The organism is Pontibacter sp. CAU 1760, from assembly GCF_054482735.1.
Genome location: NZ_JBTLRL010000005.1, coordinates 65,650 through 84,226, shown reverse-complemented (window position 1 = coordinate 84,226; position 18,577 = coordinate 65,650). Strand labels below are relative to the sequence as shown.

Annotated in this window: 15 protein-coding genes; 5 read left to right on the top strand and 10 right to left on the bottom strand. The window is 47.5% G+C overall.

Annotated elements, in window-relative coordinates; all coding sequences use genetic code 11:
* Nucleotides 1-277: 277 nt before the first annotated feature.
* A complete protein-coding gene (locus ACXYMU_RS08675; protein ID WP_458985979.1) occupies nt 278-904 on the top strand; it encodes a cytochrome c oxidase subunit 3 in 627 nt (208 codons plus the stop codon).
* Nucleotides 905-1,056: 152 nt separating this feature from the next.
* Here ACXYMU_RS08675 and ACXYMU_RS08670 read toward each other — a convergent pair whose 3' ends face one another.
* The gene (locus tag ACXYMU_RS08670; RefSeq protein ID WP_458985978.1) at nt 1,057-3,573 is read right to left on the bottom strand and encodes a gliding motility-associated C-terminal domain-containing protein; all 2,517 of its coding nucleotides are present in this window, start codon (nt 3,571-3,573) and stop codon (nt 1,057-1,059) included.
* A 115-nt stretch (nt 3,574-3,688) separates the two neighbouring features.
* Entirely contained in the window at nt 3,689-4,177 is a 489-nt protein-coding gene (locus ACXYMU_RS08665) for a hypothetical protein (protein ID WP_458985977.1), read from the bottom strand.
* A gap of 305 nt (nt 4,178-4,482) precedes the next feature.
* Between ACXYMU_RS08665 and ACXYMU_RS08660 the strand changes: the two genes are divergently transcribed.
* The gene (locus ACXYMU_RS08660) at nt 4,483-4,950 is read left to right on the top strand and encodes a hypothetical protein (protein ID WP_458985976.1); all 468 of its coding nucleotides are present in this window, start codon (nt 4,483-4,485) and stop codon (nt 4,948-4,950) included.
* A gap of 99 nt (nt 4,951-5,049) precedes the next feature.
* Here ACXYMU_RS08660 and ACXYMU_RS08655 read toward each other — a convergent pair whose 3' ends face one another.
* From ACXYMU_RS08655 to ACXYMU_RS08645, 3 genes are all read right to left on the bottom strand, one after another.
* Nucleotides 5,050-5,481 (bottom strand): DUF2147 domain-containing protein, encoded by a 432-nt coding sequence (locus ACXYMU_RS08655; protein ID WP_458985975.1) that lies wholly within the window; start codon nt 5,479-5,481, stop codon nt 5,050-5,052.
* 587 nt (nt 5,482-6,068) lie between these two features.
* On the bottom strand, nt 6,069-6,443 hold the full coding sequence (locus ACXYMU_RS08650) for a hypothetical protein (protein ID WP_458985974.1): 375 nt from the start codon (nt 6,441-6,443) through the stop codon (nt 6,069-6,071).
* A 91-nt stretch (nt 6,444-6,534) separates the two neighbouring features.
* The gene (locus ACXYMU_RS08645) at nt 6,535-7,113 is read right to left on the bottom strand and encodes a C40 family peptidase (RefSeq protein WP_458985973.1); all 579 of its coding nucleotides are present in this window, start codon (nt 7,111-7,113) and stop codon (nt 6,535-6,537) included.
* Nucleotides 7,114-7,389: 276 nt separating this feature from the next.
* On the opposite strand from ACXYMU_RS08645, the gene ACXYMU_RS08640 reads away from it, so the two are divergent.
* Both ACXYMU_RS08640 and ACXYMU_RS08635 read left to right on the top strand, forming a co-directional pair.
* Nucleotides 7,390-7,791: a hypothetical protein gene (locus ACXYMU_RS08640; RefSeq protein ID WP_458985972.1), complete on the top strand. Its 402-nt coding sequence runs from the start codon at nt 7,390-7,392 to the stop codon at nt 7,789-7,791.
* A gap of 93 nt (nt 7,792-7,884) precedes the next feature.
* On the top strand, nt 7,885-9,693 hold the full coding sequence (locus ACXYMU_RS08635; RefSeq protein WP_458985971.1) for a M61 family metallopeptidase: 1,809 nt from the start codon (nt 7,885-7,887) through the stop codon (nt 9,691-9,693).
* Between the two features lie 785 nt (nt 9,694-10,478).
* Here the strand turns inward: ACXYMU_RS08635 and ACXYMU_RS08630 are convergent.
* Nucleotides 10,479-11,903, bottom strand: coding sequence for a Glu/Leu/Phe/Val family dehydrogenase (locus ACXYMU_RS08630; RefSeq protein WP_458985970.1), 1,425 nt, complete (start codon nt 11,901-11,903; stop codon nt 10,479-10,481).
* A gap of 340 nt (nt 11,904-12,243) precedes the next feature.
* Here ACXYMU_RS08630 and ACXYMU_RS08625 point away from each other — a divergent pair, with 340 nt between their 5' ends.
* Nucleotides 12,244-12,669, top strand: coding sequence for a hypothetical protein (locus ACXYMU_RS08625; RefSeq protein ID WP_458985969.1), 426 nt, complete (start codon nt 12,244-12,246; stop codon nt 12,667-12,669).
* Between the two features lie 82 nt (nt 12,670-12,751).
* Here ACXYMU_RS08625 and ACXYMU_RS08620 read toward each other — a convergent pair whose 3' ends face one another.
* The 4 genes from ACXYMU_RS08620 to ACXYMU_RS08605 all read right to left on the bottom strand — a co-directional run bounded on the left by ACXYMU_RS08620 (nt 12,752) and on the right by ACXYMU_RS08605 (nt 18,486).
* Complete coding sequence (locus ACXYMU_RS08620) at nt 12,752-13,351, bottom strand: FKBP-type peptidyl-prolyl cis-trans isomerase (protein WP_458985968.1); 600 nt, start codon at nt 13,349-13,351, stop codon at nt 12,752-12,754.
* A 579-nt stretch (nt 13,352-13,930) separates the two neighbouring features.
* Nucleotides 13,931-14,086, bottom strand: a complete 156-nt coding sequence (locus ACXYMU_RS08615; protein ID WP_458985967.1) for a hypothetical protein — start codon at nt 14,084-14,086, stop codon at nt 13,931-13,933.
* Nucleotides 14,087-14,232: 146 nt separating this feature from the next.
* Nucleotides 14,233-17,619, bottom strand: coding sequence for a methylmalonyl-CoA mutase family protein (locus tag ACXYMU_RS08610; RefSeq protein ID WP_458985966.1), 3,387 nt, complete (start codon nt 17,617-17,619; stop codon nt 14,233-14,235).
* A 156-nt stretch (nt 17,620-17,775) separates the two neighbouring features.
* The gene (locus tag ACXYMU_RS08605) at nt 17,776-18,486 is read right to left on the bottom strand and encodes a LuxR C-terminal-related transcriptional regulator (protein ID WP_458985965.1); all 711 of its coding nucleotides are present in this window, start codon (nt 18,484-18,486) and stop codon (nt 17,776-17,778) included.
* Nucleotides 18,487-18,577 lie beyond the last annotated feature (91 nt).

The following is an 18,577-nucleotide window of genomic DNA, read 5'->3' as shown; positions in this document are numbered from 1 at the left end:
AAGGAGCTATACTATTGCTAAACGCAGTTTCGATGGCAAGGATGTTCTTAACCGGGGATTAATAGACAGTAAAGCAGCCTGAAATCAATTTAATCATAACTTTTCATGGTTTTTGAAGTTTGTACTATAAGAACAGTGTATGAGAAAATTAAATAACAGAAATACAAAACCAAAACGCCCTGTACAGGTATAAATGAACAGGCATAGACAATTAAATTTTTAGGCTGCGGAACTGTATGAACCGCAGGACTTCCCAAAGGTGAAAACGGGGCTGAGGATGGATTCAGATAAGAAAAAGCAAGTAAATAAAACGCAACGCTCTGCCTTCCGCAGGATCGAGAAAATGCACCCTATCCGGATGCTGCTCTACCTGAGTATGATCGGTATCGGTGTTCTGTTTTTTATATTGACAGTAGCCTTTGCCAGGACGGGTGGTTTTCCGGGAGATGCATTTGAATTACCCAAGTTTTTCAGTGTGAGTGCCATCCTGCTTTTGTTCAGCAGTTATACCATGTCTAAGGTGCCTGGCCTTTACAAAAAGGAGAAGCTCAAAAAAATGGTGCGTTACCTGGCCTTCACCATGGTACTGGGCGTGCTGTTTATAGGGGCGCAATTGATCGGCTGGAACGAGATGTCTAAAACAGGCATCCACTTTTCCGGTAAAGCCTCAGGCACCTATTTATACCTGATCTCTGCGCTCCATATCCTGCACCTGTTAGGAGGTATCATCTTCTTGTCCTTCATGCTTTTCAAGACGCTTTACGTAGCTTCGGACGGTGTGAGGAGCTTGATCTTTATCCGCGACCCTTTTCGTCATCTGCAGCTGTCCATGCTCAACAGTTACTGGCATTTCATGGATTTCCTGTGGCTGGGGCTATACCTGGTTTTCCTTTTCATCGCCTAATTTCTAGGAGGTATATCGTCCAACGAAGCAATTCTGGAAAAAAGATTCTCACGCAAACTTTCACATCAGATAAACATAAAAAAGCAGCAGCCTCTCTTGATTCATTTCAGGAGAGGCTGCTGCTTTTAAACACCAATGTCGATTTTAATATACTACCTGACTAAAGTAACAGAGCCTTTGAATTGAGTGCTTTGATAGTCAATCACGTAAAAATAAACCCCGGCGTTTACATCCTTTCCATCCCACTTAAAGTCGCTGTTCTGGCTGCGGTATACTTCCTTGCCCCAGCGGTTGAAGATACGGATGCCTGAGAACACGGCAGAGCAGAATTCCTGGGGCAGTCCCGGCACCTCAAAGAAATCGTTTTTGCCGTCGTTGTTTGGCGTGAAGATGTTTGCAGGTATAAAATCACCTATTTTGGGGGCTTCCACTCTGAACTCCATGGTTAGTGTTTGAGGCGCAGGGGTACAGGCATCCTCATTTAGTTGGAAGTTAACACGCACCACCTCCTGTTCTGCTGCTATACAGAGCCCCTTCATCCGGAAAACACCGGCAGCATTACCTTTGCCCGGTGTGCTTTCAAAACTCATCCCATAGTCTTCGAGGTTAAAGCCATCTCCGGCAGCCGACAATATCAGGTTGTCCAGGTCTATGTCTGTGCCTGCAAAATTTGCCTCGAAGTCTTCATTCAACTTCAGGGCGAACACCAGCACTGATTGGTCGGAGGTAAGCACAGGTGCGTTGTTGGTGTCCTTTACCTTGAACTCCAGCACCAGGTCTTGGGCAGTGTTCGGAGCGCAGGCATCCTCGGTCAAGGTATACTTCACGCGCAGCGGGTTTTGGCTGACGGCTGCGCAGGTTGGCGTCCAAATAAAGGTGCCTTTTGCTTCGCCATTGCCGCCTGTGCTGTTAAAGGCCATGCCATAAGTTGCCAGGTCGAAGCCCTCGCCCTGCGCCATAAGGGCCAGAAGATCCAAGTCGATATCGCTTCCTAAAAACTGGGCTGTAAACGGTTGCCCCACCTCTAACTCGATGACGCGGTTTAACTGATCTGTTGTAAGGGTTGGTATGTTGTTGGAGTTATCGGGTTGTACCTCGATGGCCAGGGTGCGGGTAACGGGCTTGCCACAGACGGTAGACGTTAGCTTGAAGTTCACTTTGTAGGAGTCGCGTTGGAGGGAGCTACAATCAATATCCCATACAAAAGGCCTGCGTATGCTTCCGGTGGCACTTCCGCCTTCAAATTTAATTTCCAACTCGGCGAGCGTAAAGCCTTCGCCTTCGGCAGTCAGCGAAACTATGTCTTCATCGGGGTCTATGCCCAGCACATCAAACGAGAGTTGATCTCCTGACTTTACCTGAAATACCCGGTTGGGTGTAGAGAGAGCAATGCTGGGTGGAGTATCGGGTATAGGGTCTACGGTTATGCTCAACCGAACGGTATCCTGGCGGGGAAGGCTACAGCCATCGTCCCTCACGATAAGGTCCAACTCAAATACTTTGCCTCCGGTATCAAAGCAAGGCGCAAAGCAGAGTGTGGCTTTCAGCGAGTCTAGCGCAGTGCCTTTATTGATCGTGCCGGAGACAGGACCCTGAAACGTGAATTCCTGCCCTGCGAAATTGACTGGCCGGGCGCGCACTTCCAGAAATTCATTCTTGTCCGGGTCTGTAAAGAAAATATCGACACAGCGGTTATCATTCGGGCCGATGCGCAGTACCGTGCCACGGGTATAAAAATCCTCTTTGCCCTGCTCGCGGGCAGTTATAATGGGGGTGTTATTGCGTGGGCAATCCAGTACCAGCACCTGGAAATCGCGGCGCACTTCCCCGATTTTTACCCCTGCCCTAAACTCCTGGGCCCTAATGCCGAACACAAACAACCCTTTTTGACTGGGCTTCATGGTCAGCAGGCCAGAATTGCGATCGATGTTAATGGGAGGGGAGCCTCTGACTTGGTTATTTTCGCCGTAGCCGTTCTGCCACCGGATCAGGGGGTATGGGGCCGCGCGTGGGGGAATCGTGTAAATAGGCATGGCCTGGTTGGTAAACCCGTTTAAGGGCGTAACCATGTCATACACAATAGAGTCCCCATCGGGGTCAGTACCATTAAAATCGAAATAGAACATCTCGTTCACGCAGGCATAGTCACTGAGTGGTGGAAACAGAATAGGAGATGAGTTCTGGAAAAAATTGCCGTCGCGTACCACTGGCGGAAACTCCATGTAAAAGGTCTGGGCAGCGTCCTGCGGCGAGATGATGTTATTAATGGTTCCATTCCGGCAACAGCGCTCCCAGGTTACATAATAGCCGCTGGGGTTGTTGAATTTCAGGGGGTCCAGGTAAATGGTCTGGTAGTAAACTATTTTACGGGTAACCAATTGCCCTACCGTACAGTCGATATTGGTATAGGGCACCAAAGATTGCTGCTGTATGGACATTTCCTGCGAAGCAATACGCTGGTTAGTCGCCTTGCTGAAGAAGTTGACGGTAATGGAAGGATCGAGCGCACCGGGGCTTCCGTTCACGGCATCGAAATACAGGTTTAGCGTAATCCTGTAATTGAAGTTGTTGAGGTGCTGCAGTTCAAACTCGCCGCCGACGATGTGTGTGGCTTTTGCAACGAGTGAAAACAATAAAGCAAATACCAATAACAGTAAACGTTGGTGCATACGCAACATATAGGGGTGACCGATCTGATTACTCTATAAATGTATCCAAAATTAATAGGATTTGAAAGCGGTGATTTGCGCCCGCAGATAGAATCTGTTAGGGGTTTATACGCATTCAGGCATTCTTTGTCTGATTTGGCGCTAGCACTTTCTCCAGCAGTTCGTCGAAGGGGAGGGGCTTTGAAAAGTAGCTGTCGTTATAGGCATTCGTGACAAAGCGGATATATCCTGGTTGCTTGTTTACCTTAATGTAATCTAACAGCACATTGCCATACTGTTGGTTACAGATTTGCGTGCCTGGCAAGTCGGAAGCCGGGGGGGTAAGCAAGTGCTTCTCTATCTGTTCGGTATATCGCTCGTGCTTTACTTCCAACGTATCGCAACTGTGCAGCTGGTAGCCCTGTTCCTGCACACGGTCTTTTAAAAAGTCAAAAAAAAACGTAAAATTGCGCGGGCTGATTTGGGGCGCATAGAAAAAAATCAGCCCATTCCTGTTGGCTTCGTTTACCAGCTGTACTCGCAAAGGGCCTTGCAATGTAGCTTTTTGGTAATGGTACGACTTAAACAAAGGCCCAGTCCAGTGCAGGTATACCTGTTCTGCCATCCAAGCCTGATAGGCCGCTCTGTATCTCTGGGGACGGAGCAGCTTCTGGCAGGTTGCCTGGCCAGTACCGTGGCCCAACATTCGTTTAAAAAAATCGTTTAATGACATTTGATAATTTACCACTTAAACACTCTGCGGGTAAAATAGTTTTAGGCATAGAGTGGAGGCAGCCTTTGTGCTAACACCAGGACACAAAATCATTACGACTTTCAGATAAAGAAAACATCAACAGTAGCTTACCTTGTTGCTGCTTTTATGCCGCCGCTCACCATTGAAAAGACTGTTTATAGAGAGAATTGTAAACTATGGAAATGCTAACACAAGAACTAGAAACGAAGAAACGGCTGCTGCAGGAATGCACTAGAATACTTAATGAGCAGATTAAAGCTGCGAAGGCTGCCATGGATGAAGCGCAGCAAAGCGCCAATGAGCACCAGGGGGCTATGGAAGATAAGTTTGAGTCGTTTAGGGAGAACTGTCAGATACAGCGGGATATGTATGCCCGGCAGCTGGATGAACTGATCCGGACTATGAGTATACTGCGTAATATCAACGCTACTAAGATAAATAAGGAAGTATCAATGGGGGCTGTAGTGCAAACCGAGCTACAGCATTATTATATCGGCGTGAGCATGGGGGAAATCAAAGTGGATGGAGAATCCTTTTTTGCTATCTCAGGAATGTCACCGTTGTTTAAGGTAATGATGGGAAAAGCTATAGGAGAGGAGTTTACTTTCCGGGATAAGACTTACCTAATACTGAATGTGTTTTAAATTTCTTATTATTTGAAACACAATGACTTGATTAACAGTATAATATAGAAAGGGTGACAAAAGGGATTGCATTGCGCAATCCCTTTTGTGTTTTATAAGCTATTCTACCCTTGTCCAGGTTTGGGCTCTGCCAATGAGCGAGATGCCGATATAACCTTTCACCTCCATCACGTTTTTGCCAAGCATTTTCATGTAGCAAGAGTAAGTCTTTCCGCTTTCCGGATCGTAAATAGTGCCATCATCCCATTTGTTGTTGCCATCATACTGAAAGCCTTTCAGAAAGACTAGCCCCATCAGTGGCCTGTTTTGGTATTTTGTATCCGGGTTATGTTCGTCTACTTTAGCCTTGCCGTTACGATTGGGCTCTTTCAGAGAAACGATCTTTCCGCAAAGATTGTCGCCGCATTTGTAGATTTCAAATTTAGCCTTGCCATCCTGGTTCGTCCACACCCCTAGCGGTGATACCGTTTGAGCCCAGGCAGCGCTTGCAAAAAACATAAATACAAAGAGCGCTAAGAACTGCTTTTTCATTTTATATAAAGTTAGTTGTGAGTGAATCGAAATATAATGAATAATATCATCCGCTGATGCGATCCTTTGCAGAAAAATAATCTAAGTCAGGTAAAACCGTAGATAAAAAAGCCTAAAAGATCGATCCAATTAAAGGAGGCAATTATCAGGCCGTTTATTATAGAGTAGTTTACAGCAGCCTAAAAGTCGATAATAGCGCGTTCTCGAAAAAATATAAAAATAATATTCATTTCATTGTGAACTTTCAGCTAAAAATATATCTTTACAATAAGTAGCGAGTGCTACAGCACTGTCATCAAAGCTAGTTACATGCTGGTTGCGAAGGTGGTGTTATGTTGGACTAACGAGAAAGGAGGTGCTGATGTCTAATCCCAAACAAGTGTTATCAAGCCTACGTAATAGTATTCACCTAAACCGTGAAATGGCTTCGTAAACGGGATTTTGCTGTTTACACAGCATGCATTACATTGGTCTTCGGATGGTAACCTGTATCACAGGAAGCCGCTTGGTAAGACTTTTTAGGATTCTGAAACACCTGATGTATCTTGACGGGCTACATCAGGTGTTTCTTTTTATACCCAGCCCTGTTACAAATCGTCTTTATAAATCCGGTTGTCCCGCAGTCTACGTTCTCTTATAAAAGTACCAACGTAGACCACAACGGCCAAAAAGCAGCTGGCTGCCATGGCCACCAGCAGGAGGTGGCGCAAGTTCCAGCTAAAAGTGTTCAAATTTAACAACCATACAATCATGAACCCCACCAGTAGTGTGAGTGCTGTTACCGTGTTAAACACGAAGCGATTGTGCTTACGCAGATGGTAGGTGCAGGCCAACAGGAGCAAGCCCACAAGCGGGACGATCAGGGCGGTAGGTGGCTTGGCCGGATTTGTAAAATATACCACTAAGCCGGCTATTATAAGGACCAGTGCATTGAGTGTATTGATAAGGTAGGGGTGTACCATAGCTTTTCGGGTTTATACAACAGCAAGTTGCTAGCTGTGCTATGGCTTTGTGTACGTATAAAGGAGCCGATCTTGTTGTAGGAGGTATGATTTAAAGCACACGCCTTATCTCCAAAAACCGGTTTTCATAACCGGTGCCGTCCAACTGGCTTATTTTCACGCCGCCGTTTGATGATGCATGCACAAACTCAATCGGCTCGCCCAATCCGGAAATGATCAGACCCACATGGCCCGGTTCGCGTATGGTCGCGTCTGTTCCAGTAAAAATAATCAAGTCTCCACTAACCGCCGCTGCCGGGGTAATTTGCTGCCCTTCACTAGCCTGCATTGCCGAGGAATGCGGCAGATCCACTCCGACGCTGTCAAAAACATGGGTGATAAAACCTGAGCAATCAAAACCGTCGGGCGTAATGCCGGCATACACATAGGGCGCGCCCATGAGGCTAAGGGCATACGTCACAACTTTCGTGGATTCAGGATCAAGCTTAGAGCGTTGGGGTTGTATTTTCTTGTTATGGGTATCAATGATTTCAGGAGAAGTGACCTCGTGCGGCAGCGTGGCACTGATTTTTTCGGCTGATTGAGAAATCGTAAAATGCGTTGGGTTTGTCCAGGATAGAATGGCCAGTGTTAATAAAGGGAAAGCGAGCATGGCGAACGTCTTTTTCATAGCGTTTTGTATTGATGTGCTGACAACAATATGGAAGAACCATGCCAAAGTCAGATTTTATCGAATTCAAGGTGATGGGTATTCAAGGCATACATGCTTTGGCTAAATTTTGGCTTGCCAAATTTGACCGTTTACAATGCATTGGAGTCTGCTTACTTATTTATTGAGCTAATTTGAAACATTTTAATAAACGTTTAGCCTTTTTATATAGAAAAGTATATTTTTGTATAAACTGCTATAAAAGGAGAGGTGATGAGGGTATTGTCTACAGATACTTTGGAAGTGACATCAGATACAAATCGAGGTCGTGTGACGTTGAATTTTGCTGCCAAAGTGCAGGATGAGGATCTGTTCAGGGAAAGCCTTCTGCAAGTGCTGGCGTTTGCAGTTGAATCACATATTAAGCAGTGGGTTTTAGATTTTACAGCTTCTGGATGCCTACACGAGTCAGAAGAGAGATGGTTGCAAGTGGATTTCTTTCCAAGGCTCATGATGGCGTTGGGAACAGGTAATTATGTGGCTTATGTGTTGCCAGAGGCTTGTTACAATAAACTGCTAAATGAGGTGGGTACAAGCGGGATGCATACCTATAATTCCTTCGTGATAATGAACACATTTTGCACTGCCGCTTCTGCCGAAGCTTGGCTGGACGGCGAGCAATTTTCTCAAGCCTCTTAGTTGCACTTTGGGGGTATAGAGTAGCGAGTGATTTTGAAAATCACGGTATTTGTGGTATAATGCCTGTATTTTCATTAAAACTCATACTAACATATGCTCAAACGAAAGCGATTTACCCTTTCTCTACTACTGCTTGCTTTTATTAGTGTAGCTAACACAGCAGCGGCACTTGCCGCTGAATTACGCTATACCCTTTCTATGCCTGCCCCCCATACCCATTACTTTGAGGTAGAGGCAGAACTGACGGGCGCCAAGAAAAACTATGTTGATTTCACGCTTCCCGTTTGGGCGCCAGGCTCTTATCTGGTGCGGGAGTTCGCTAAAAACATAGAGGACTTCAAGGCAACCGACCAGAGCGGCAAGGCGCTACGCTCAGAGAAAATCGATAAGAACACATGGCGGGTATATAGCAACAAAGCCAACATAGTGCGCGCATCTTACGACGTGTATGCCTTTGAAATGAGCGTGCGCACCAGTTTTTTGGATGCTTCGCATGGTTATGTAAACGGTACCAGCGTGTTTATGTACCCGGAGGGGTATGAGAGCCTGAACGGAACCTTGGTTGTGAAGCCATTTGAGGGATGGGGCAAAGTATCAACGGGCCTCAAGAACACAGCCAAATTTACCTATGCATTCCCCAACTACGACATCCTGGCCGATTCACCACTGGAAATCGGCAACCATGAGGTCCATACCTTCACCACTGCCGGCGTGCCACATGAAGTGGCCATTTACGGCGAAGGCAACTTTGAGGTGTCACGTCTGCTAGCGGACATGCAGAAGGTGACAGAAGAGGCTGTCAAGGTGATAGGGGAGTTGCCGGTAGACCGTTACCTGTTCATCGTGCATAACCTGAACCGTGGCGGCGGCGGCTTAGAGCACCTAAACTCTACCACGTTGCAGGCATCACGCTGGAACTATGGCACCGAATCTGGTTACAATGGCTTTCTGGCGTTGGTGGCGCACGAGTATTTCCACCTCTGGAACGTGAAGCGCTTGCGCCCGCTTCCGCTTGGCCCCTTTAACTATAACCAGGAGAACTATACAGACCTGCTTTGGGTGTCAGAAGGGATCACTAGCTATTACGACGACCTGATTGTGCGCCGTGCTAATTTTTATTCCCCGCAACGTTACCTTGATATTGTGTCGGGTACTATACATGCTGTAGAGAATACCCCAGGCAATAAAGTGCAGGCAGTGTCAGAGGCAAGTTTTGATGCCTGGATTAAGTATTACCGTCGCACCGAAAATTCAAACAATGCCGAGGTGTCTTACTACTCCAAAGGCGGAGTGCTGGGGCATTTGCTGAACATGGAGGTTATGGAAGCCACAGATGGCAATAAGTCTCTGGATGACGTGATGCAGTATATGTATAACCGGTATTACAAGAAGCTTGGCCGAGGCTTCCAGGAAGCGGAATTTAAGGAGGCCGTTGAGCGTATCTCTGGCCGCAACATGGACAGCTTTTTCAAGAACTATGTGAACGGCACCGAAACCCCGGACTATAACGCTTATTTTGACGCAGCTGGTCTTAGGTTAGTAAACGTGAACGAAGGGAACAATGCAGTAAGCTGGGGAGCATCTACTTCTGTATCGGATGGCAAAGTGCTGGTGCGCGGCGTTAATCGCGGGAGCAGTGCTTACGAAGGCGGCCTGAACGTGAACGACGAGATCATTGCCGTGAATGGGTATCGTGTCGGAAGCGACGTCGACAACTATATCGAACGGATGCGCATTGGCGACACGGCCGAAGTGCTGATCGTGCGTGATGGCAAAGTGAAGACGCTGAATATCCCATTGCTAAAGGACAACAGCATACGCTACCGCTTTGAGCGGATCGCTAATCCAAGCAAGGTGCAAGATAAAATCTACAATAAATGGCTGGCGATCAATAACAGCTAGTTAATGGTTTTTGAGCTGCTAAAGGCGATTGCAGAAAGGTGAAACTTTCTGCAATCGCCTTTTTTGTTTGCGGCTGCAAACGGTTAGGGCAAAACAATAACCAGGCCTTCTGCTCAGAGGCGTTAAATGCAGCTTAGCTATTGTTTGATGGACTCAGATCTTAAGAGGACTTGAATAATATTGTGCAATTTTTTGCACTAGTATATTAGGTGATATGAATTAATATAATTTCAATAAAAATCCTTTGTGGGTTTCTACTAATACTCTATCTTACGTGTTCATACATAAAAATTATATGGATCCAGATGGTGATATACGAAACGCCATATGTAAAGATATCGCACGTTATAGCATGCAATGTTTTAATTATTAAATGGTTGTATAAACCAGATAATTCAGAGTTTGTTAGTGCACATCTGGCCGCCTTGCAATATTCTGTAACGAATAACCCCATTACGCTCATCTGCACTAATCTAACATTAATTGGCTCTCTAAACCGGGAGCAGGAGGCTTGGCTAGCTACAGAATGCTATAAAAGGTCATACAATCTGTTGCAGCATGACATCCATGTAGCCGTAGTTTTCACTGAGGAGCACTTTAAGGCAGTAGTGTCAAATTATATTGTTTCTTCGTCGAGCAATCACCAGGACTATGTGCACTTTAATTATTTTACAGACCAGGAAGAGGCGCTTCACTGGCTTTCAAGCATAAAAAAAGGCCAGGACCTGGCTGTGTTGCCTGTAAAGTCCTGACCTTGCTATGCTGTGGCTAATTACTTTTACTAATCAAGGGAAGATACCCAACGACTCGTAGCTGACGCCGATTTTCTCGATGGCCGTTAAGAAGGCTGCCGTACGCAAATCCGGGATATTCTTCAATTGCATCACGTCACGGATTTCATGGTACGCATTGATCATGGTATCCTCCAAGCCTGATCGAACCAAACTGATCTCATCCGATCCTTGAGTCAGGAAGGCACGCTCCTGCGGTGTCAGGCTCTTACCGGACGAAGACTCAATGGCATTTACCAGACGGAGGTAACTTGCCTCTTCCGCGCGTTTGCCCATACGCCCGAAGCGTACATTTGATAAGTTCTTCAGCCACTCAAAGTAAGATACCGTTACACCCCCTGCATTCAGGTATAAGTCAGGAATAATGATTATGCCCTTTCGTATCAGAATCTCCTCAGCTTCGCGCGTTACCGGGCCATTGGCTCCCTCTGCTACAATCTTGGCTTTCACATTGGCAGCGTTACCGCTGTGAATCACGTTTTCGAGTGCGGCAGGAATCAGAATGTCGCACTCCATTTCCAAAAGCTCAGTAGAATTATCGTAGTTCTTGCAATCCTTGAAGTTAAGGATAGAACCGTTCTGGCTTCTATGGCTGAAGGCCTCTTCCACATCTATGCCATTCGAGTTGAATATACCACCCTCTCGTTCAGCGATACCTACAATCACAGCGCCATCCTGCTGGCAGAAATAGGCTGCGTGGTAACCCACATTACCGAGTCCCTGCACGATTATGCGTTTTCCCTGCAGGCTTTGGCCCTCCAGGCCCTTGCCTTTCAGCAGCTCAGTGTCTGTTAACGTCTCCCGGATGCCATAATATATACCTAAGCCGGTCGCTTCCGCTCTTCCGCGTATACCGCCCTGGCCTACGGGCTTACCCGTAACACAACCTAAGGCACTGGTTTCGCCATACTTAAATGTCTGGTAGGTGTCCGCTATCCAAGCCATTTCACGGCTGCCTGTACCGTAATCCGGCGCAGGTACGTCAATGCCCGGTCCGATCAGGTTTTTCTTGATAAGCTCAGTGGCATAGCGGCGGGTAACACTCTCCAGGGTTTTAACAGAACTTGTACGCGGGTTGATCTTCACACCACCTTTGGCACCTCCAAAAGGCACGTCCACCACGGCGCATTTAAACGTCATGAGGGTGGCTAGCGCTTTCACCTCGTCTTCATCCACCTGCATGCTGTAGCGGATACCGCCTTTCGACGGCAACTTGTGGTGCGAGTGTTGCACGCGGATACCCTCAATAACTTCAATTTTGCCCTCAATCTCCACAGGGAAAGACACCTTGTAAACACTGTTGGGGGCTTTTATCTGGGCTAGTATGCCGGGGCTTAACTTTGAAAAACTGGCAGCGTGGTCAAAAAACTGATGAACGCTGTCTAAGAATTTTTTCCCTTCATTAGGATCGTTTGCCATACGTGTGTGTAGTTTTTTTGATAGTGGTATGATGATTTAGAACGGTGTTTATTGGGTTTTGTTTGATTTACCTTTTCGAGGCCCAGCACCCAATTGGCACAAGTTATATCTTATTAGTATATATATGCAAAGACGTAATTAATTATCATATTAAATAATAGAAATATATTATAAACTTGTTTTTTAACTTCCAAAATTGCAGCTTTGCAAGTATAAGTTACTATTATTCTGTGCGCCGATTGCCATACTGCGTTTGCCATTGTTTGATGACTTTTGATCTACCAAACTGATGTTATTAAATACCTGCTCCAATACTACACTATCACTAGACAACACGCATTTGGTTACAGATGCGGTAAATAATTTTGAGATCCACTACGACAGCACCGAAGAGGTGTTGGTGGTAAAATGGAAAGGAGACGTTGACTCGACGGATGTGCGGGCGGGGTATAGGCTTTTACTACAGGAAGTTTATACCTATAAGCCGCGTAAAATGCTCTTAGACTTCCAGCACAGGCACAGAATCCGCCGTAACGACCAGCAATGGGTGTTCGGAAGCGTATTCCCGGAGATGTTGCGTTTGGTGGGAGATACTGTTTTCATGGCTATCGTGCTGCCCATTACCATGTACTATGGCCTGGTTGCCGACATGAACGGGGATGAACTGATGCAGGATAACAATTTTCTCATCATTCAGCATACCCTGTACCAGCAAGAAGCCTTCCGTTGGCTACGCAATATGCAACCAGTTTCGTGCCTGGCCTAACTTTTAAAAATCATGTAAACGTAAAAAAGGCCGCTTCAGGTAAATACCCGTGGCGGCCTTTTTTATGTTGCGAAGCTAAAGCTTATTTAACTTTCAGCAGTTCTACGTCAAATACAAGCGTAGAGTGTGGGCCGATAGCTCCACCTGCGCCCTGTGCGCCGTAAGCCAGGTTAGACGGGATAAATAGTCTCCACTTGGCGCCTTCCTTCATTAACTGCAATGCCTCTGTCCAGCCCGCAATAACACCGTTCACCGGGAAGGTAGCAGGCTCGTTGCGCTCATAGCTTGAGTCAAATACAGTGCCGTCAATCAGGGTGCCGTGGTAATGGGTGGTCACGGTGTCCGTTTGTGATGGCGATTTGCCCGTGCCCTCTTTCAGTACCTGATACTGCAAGCCGCTTGGTAGGGTCTGTACACCTTCTTTCTCTTTGTTCTCAGCTAAAAATGCCTCGCCTGCTTCCTTGTTATCAGAGCCGGCAGAATTCTGCTTTTCTGCCATTTCCTGCTGCAAGGCCATCATGGCCTGCTGCACTTCCTCCTGCGAAAGGATGGATGGCTTGCCCTCCAACACTTCCTTCATGCCTTTAATAAACGGATCGGCATCGATGGAAATACCCTGCTTTTGTAAATTGCTCGCCATGTCCCGGCCAATAATGTAGCTGATTTTCTCTTTTAAATCCATAGTATAGTTTTTTGCACCAGATGGCGCTATCAAAAATTAAGTATACCGCTTGGTAGCGGCAAAGTTGCAAAGCTACCAATTTTGAGGCAAACAGAAGAAGCTCCCTCCAGTGTTTTCCTTTTATGAGGGCATGGTATAATGAGGCATCTCAAAAAACACCCATCAAGAGAGGTGCAAATGTTGATTGGATTTATAAAAAAAGCCGCACCCTTTAGTAAGGCCTGCGGCTTCTCATATAGCTTGTGAAGCTATTTATTTTTTATAAGTACAGGTGGAAGTCATCTTCCGCACTTTTGCTGCTGTGTTTAACGGGCTGTATCCAGTTCGTGATTAGAAGGCTAATCGTGGTGCCGATAAGGAAAAAAGAGGATAGGGTAGTAATGCTTTTCATATGGGTGGAGTTAACGCATGCTGAGACATATTTTTTAGCATTAACGGAAACCTATCCTGATTAGTTCTAGGGATACTCAAAATTAACCCAATTATTCTAGTGAGCACGCACTTACTGCTTTTAAACCTCCTTTTTAGCTGTTCCTAGGCCTATTCGGGCGTGCGGACATCCCGTTTGATTGGGGCAATTCAACTATAATCCTCAGAGTCTTCATCCAACGAATCGATCTGAAAATTTACTTCTTTCACATGCTTCGTGAAGAAGTAATAAGCGATAGTGCCCAGCAAAAAGAAGGATGCGCTCAGTGTAATGAACGACCAGATGTTAGTGTTTGATGATTTCATGGTTGGTGCCATTCAGAAGGTGTTGGCTCGTTCTTACGGCAGGAGGTAGGGTATGGTTAGTTAATTACCAACCAAGCTCTAAAAAAAGCGAAGCCATACGTTTCGGTAGGGCTTCGCGGGTAGTGTATACTATGTTAATGTATCCTTTACATGTTTCTGCGGTACTGACCGCCAACCTCAAACAAAGCGTTGGTAATTTGGCCAAGGGAGCAGTATTTCACCGTTTCCATCAGCTCACCGAATATGTTACCATTGGTGATCGCAACCTGTTGTAATTGCTTCAATAACTCGGCTGCTTTATCCGCATTGCGGTTCTGGAGCCCATGCACCATGTTGATCTGGTATTGCTTCTCTTCCTCCGTTGCCCGGATAACCTCTGTCGGGATAACAGTTGGAGAGCCTTTAGACGACAGGAAGGTGTTTACTCCGATGATCGGGTAATCGCCGTTGTGCTTTAGCGTTTCATAGTATAAACTCTCCTCCTGTATCTTGCCGCGCTGGTACATTGTCTCCATCGCGCCCAACACACCACCGCGCTCTGTTATACGGTCGAATTCAACCAAAACGGCTTCTTCCACCAGGTCAGTCAGCTCTTCGATGATGAATGAACCCTGCAGTGGATTCTCGTTCTTGGCCAGGCCCAACTCACGGTTAATGATCAGCTGTATGGCCATGGCACGACGCACAGATGCTTCTGTTGGCGTGGTGATGGCTTCATCGTATGCATTGGTATGCAGCGAGTTACAGTTGTCATAGATCGCATAAAGCGCCTGTAAAGTAGTTCGGATATCGTTGAAGTCGATTTCCTGCGCATGCAATGAGCGGCCCGAGGTTTGGATATGGTATTTCAGCATCTGCGAACGGGCATCTGCGCCATACTTCTGCTTCATCGCCTTTGCCCAGATCCTTCTGGCCACACGGCCAATCACCGCATACTCCGGGTCGATGCCGTTGGAGAAGAAGAAGCTTAGGTTCGGGGCAAACTTATTGATGTCCATGCCACGGCTCACATAGTACTCTACAAACGTGAAGCCATTTGCCAAGGTGAAGGCCAACTGCGAGATAGGGTTCGCGCCAGCCTCCGCAATGTGGTACCCCGAAATAGAGACTGAGTAGAAATTACGCACATTGTGGTTGATGAAATACTGCTGCACGTCACCCATCAAACGCAGTGAGAACTCCGTCGAGAAAATGCAGGTGTTCTGAGCCTGGTCTTCCTTTAAAATATCTGCTTGTACAGTGCCTCGAACGGCTGCTAGTGTGCGTTCCTTGATTGGCTCATATACTTCAGCTGGCAATACCTGGTCGCCGGTTACTCCCAAAAGCATCAAGCCAAGTCCGTCGTTGCCCTCAGGCAGCGGCCCCTGGTAGCGTGGGCGTGGTGAACCTTTCTCTTTATAGATCGCGTCAATTTTGGCATCAATCTCCGCTTCCATGCCATGCTCCTTGATGTATAGCTCACACTGCTGGTCGATGGCGGCGTTCATGAAGAAGCCTGTCAGGATAGCAGCCGGCCCGTTGATGGTCATGGATACCGATGTCTTCGGGTCAGCCAGGTTAAAGCCGGAGTATAGCTTTTTCGCGTCGTCGAGGCAGCAGATGCTTACGCCCGAGTTACCGATCTTGCCGTAGATGTCCGGTCTGTGGTCCGGGTCTTCACCGTAAAGCGTCACAGAGTCGAAGGCTGTAGAAAGTCGCTTGGCTGGCATACCCAGACTCACATAATGAAAGCGACGGTTGGTGCGCTCCGGTCCGCCCTCGCCCGCGAACATACGGGTGGGGTCTTCCCCTTCGCGCTTGAACGGGAACACCCCCGCGGTGTATGGGAACTCACCCGGCACGTTTTCCTGCAGGTTCCACTTCAGCAGGTCTCCCCAGGCCTCGTAGCGCGGTGTGGCCACCTTCGGAATCTGTAAATGAGAAAGCGACTCTGTATGGGTTTTGATCTTGATCTCTTTGTCGCGAACCTTAAAAATGTAAAACTCATTTTTGTAGGCTTGTACCTTTTCGTTCCAGTTCTCAAGTATCTTCTTGTTCTGCCCGTCCAGGTTCAGTTCTACCTCAGCGTAGGCGTGCTCCAGCTGCTTTACCAGGCGGTCTTTGTCCTCTACCTCGATGCCCTGTACCGCCTCGATAGACTTTTTGATGCCGTACAGCTTCTGTGCAATCTCTGCCTGGTCCTTGCTCCACTTGTCGTAGTTGCGGATGGTCTCAGATATCTCAGACAAGTAGCGGGTGCGGGCAGGAGGGATAATGTATACCTTCTCCGACATCTCCTTTGAAGTTTGTAGGTTAGAGTCAAACGCTATACCCGTCTTCTCTGCTATCTTCGCCATGATGGCCCGGTAGAGCTGGTTCATGCCCGGGTCGTTGAACTGCGAGGCGATGGTGCCGAACACGGGAATCTCCTCGTCGCTCACGTCCCAAAGCTGGTGGTTGCGCTTGTACTGCTTCTTCACGTCGCGCAGGGCATCCAGGGCACCGCGCTTGTCGAACTTGTTAAGGGCAATCACATCGGCAAAGTCCAGCATATCGATCTTCTCCAGCTGCGTGGCGGCGCCGTACTCTGGTGTCATCACGTACAGGCTCGTGTCGGAGTGCTCGATGATCTCAGTGTCGGATTGCCCGATACCGGATGTTTCCAGTATGATCAGGTTGAATTGAGCGGCCTTCACGATGTCCACAGCGTCCTGCACATACTTGCTCAAGGCCAGGTTGCTCTGGCGGGTGGCCAGCGAGCGCATGTATACCCGCTCGTTAGAGATGGAGTTCATGCGGATTCTGTCGCCTAGCAACGCTCCACCCGTTTTGCGCTTCGACGGGTCTACAGAGATGATCGCGATCTTTTTGTCCGGGAAGTCCGTCAGGAAGCGGCGCACCAACTCGTCTACCAACGACGATTTACCGGCACCGCCCGTGCCTGTTATGCCTAAAACAGGGGTTTTGACTGCTTTTGCCTGCTCCTTCACCTCATCCAGAATGACGCGGGCCTCTTCCGGGAAGTTCTCGGCAGCCGAGATCAAGCGGGCAATGGCCTTCGGGTCTTTATCCTGCAGGTGCTTGGCCTCGCCGTTTAGGTTCTGGCCTGTCGGGAAGTCGCACTTGTGCAGCATGTCGTTGATCATACCCTGCAAACCCATGGCGCGTCCATCGTCCGGAGAGTAAATGCGGGCGATGCCGTGGCCATGCAGTTCCTCGATCTCAGCAGGGAGTATCACCCCGCCGCCGCCGCCGAAAATGCGGATGTGGCTGCTACCGCGTTCCTGCAGCAGATCATACATATACTTAAAGTACTCGATGTGGCCCCCCTGGTAAGAGGTGATGGCAATGGCCTGCGCGTCTTCCTGGATCGCGCAATCCACGATTTCCTGTACCGAGCGGTTATGGCCCAAGTGGATCACCTCAGCCCCTGACGCCTGTATGATACGGCGCATGATGTTGATTGCCGCATCGTGGCCATCAAACAAAGATGCCGCTGTGACAATCCGGATATGGTTGACTGGTTTATATGGTTCTACAGTAGTTGCTTGCATGTCTACGAAACAAGTTTTTTCAAATTTTGATGCGAATATAGTCATTTAAAGCAGAGAATCCTGCAGCCGCCAGGATAGCAAGTGAGTACCTACATTCCTTTTCCGCACGAAATCAAAGCTTTAGGGAGATTGCTTTTAATAGAATTGAAAGGCTGCTTAGCCTAGCCCGGCCTCCTTTGCCAGTATTACCAGGTCGGCCACATTTTTGGTGCCGAGCTTGCGTTGGATGTTTTTCCGATGGGTGCTGACGGTATTCGTGCTGATGTAAAGCTCATCAGCAATGGCGCTGGTGCTATAGCCTTTACAAATCAGGTCAAGCACTTCCACTTCCCGTTTTCGGAGGCTGTTGATGAGCAGCTTGTTCTTTAGCTTCAGGCTTTCTTTCAGCGCGATGGTGAGTTGCGTGTCCGTGTTCATCTGCTGGCTCATATCCACGTCCACCGAGATGATGTGCTTCACTGTCCCATCGGGGTTATTGCTCAGCACCTTCGACCAACCCATATACCATTTATACTCGGAGCTGTTCTTGTGTTTTGCACGAAATAAGCCGCCAAACTGGGGCTCTTCCATATGCTGATAATGGATCACGCTGTCCTCGGGTATGTTTTGGTCTTCGGGGTGCACTATCTTTTCAAAGTACTTTATGCCGCCCATTTCCTTGATTTCCTCCAGGGTATATCCCAGAGTTTCTTCATTCGTTTTATTGCACCAAACTACTCCCTCCTGCAAGTCAGAGATATAAATATTGGCAGGTACCTCGTGCACTACCTTTTCCAGGAAAGCGCATTTCTGTTTTAGTTTTTTCACTTCTAACTGCAGGGCAGCGATTTCCTGCTCGGTTAGTTCTTTATTTAGGCGTTCGTTCATAGGGTAGCACTCCGTGCGGATGCAAGTCATTTTTCAAAACACAAAATTGAATTGCCTCATTGTTCGATCCATAAATATATAGTTTTACAAA